The sequence below is a fragment of the Mesorhizobium sp. M2A.F.Ca.ET.037.01.1.1 genome, assembly GCF_003998075.1.
Lineage (GTDB): Bacteria > Pseudomonadota > Alphaproteobacteria > Rhizobiales > Rhizobiaceae > Mesorhizobium.
In genome coordinates, this window is record NZ_RZSA01001386.1 from 1 (window position 1) to 1,280 (window position 1,280).

Here is a 1,280-nt window from a genome sequence, read left to right on the forward strand (position 1 = left end):
GACAAGTATTACGAATACAAATCCAGCGACTTTTGCCAACCGGCTAGGTTCGTCTGCACGATACAGCCCGGCTGCCCATTGGGACGCGCGGCGTCGAGTACCAACCTTGTCAACGTAGCGCTTCAACCTGTGGGATACGGTCAGCCGCCCAAAATACGACTTCCATCCTGGCTTCGCGCCTGCGGCTGGTGTCCCCGCAAGATCGAGTCCAACAAACGATAGCACCACAACGGCAACCGCCAGAAGGATAAAGGAGGCCGTCGCGGCCGGAGCAAAGTTAAAGGACGTGGCCATTTGTGATGAAATAAAGTTGGACAACATTGCATCGCCCAAACCGCCTAGAGCGGCTGGAGTGATGTAGAAGCCCAAGCAAACTACAAAGACCAACAGACAGCCACTGCGAATCCCCGGCAGCGTGAGTGGGAGGAAAACACGCCAGAAGGCGGTGAACGGCCTTGCTCCCATGCTACGGGCCGCTGCCACTAGCGACTTGTCAACACCAATCATAGAGCTGACGAGCGGCAGTATCATCATGGGGAGCATAATGTGCACCATGCCGATGTAGACGGCGGCACGGTTGTATATGAGCGGAAGTGGACTGGAGATAATGCCAAGGCTGAGAAACAGGTTGTTGATCAGACCGCGATCGCCGAGGATCGCTATCCATGCGTAGGTGCGGACCAACCCGCTGGTCAGATAGGGGATGATAACCAGCGCAATGAGCGTCATGCGCAGTTGCTTTGAACCTGCCACCATCAGATAGGCCATTGGATAGCCGATGATAAGGCACATAGCCGTAGCCACGACACTTATCTCGACAGTTTGCAAGAGCACCCGAACATAAGCCGGTCGGCTAAAGAAAGCCTGATAGTTGGCTAGCGATAGTGCCGGCGCATTGAGGCTGGTCAGGAAGAGCTGAATGAGGGGCACGGAGAAGACGACGAGCAGGACAGCCAAAGCCGGCACGGTGAGCCATATCGGGCTTCGCCCAAAAATCTGAAACTTCTTCATCAGCTCTGCTCATCACCTACAACGAGACGAGGCGGACATCGGATCGCAACCAGTCCAGCCGGACCTGGTCGCCGGGCCGAAAGACCTGCTGGTCTGCCGCGACATGCTCACGAACGATGAGAGTGCTACGTGCGGTGCGCACATGGTACTTCCGCACCGGACCGGCAAAAATCGTGTCCTCGACGATTCCCGTCACGAACTGACGCTGGTCCGGGTTGGCACGCTTCGGTGCCGTAGGGGCGGCAATCCCAATACGCTCCGGTCGTATC

The 1,280-nt window shown here is 56.8% G+C and carries 2 protein-coding genes; both read right to left on the reverse strand.

The genetic code is table 11. The features are described 5' to 3' along the window. On the reverse strand, positions 1–1,011 hold a 1,011-nt coding region (locus EOA27_RS36965; protein WP_145970846.1), incomplete at its 3' end, for an ABC transporter permease. Between the two features lie 16 nt (positions 1,012–1,027). Then, positions 1,028–1,280 (reverse strand): TOBE domain-containing protein (locus tag EOA27_RS36970; protein ID WP_127258780.1); only part of this gene is annotated, 253 nt, incomplete at its 5' end.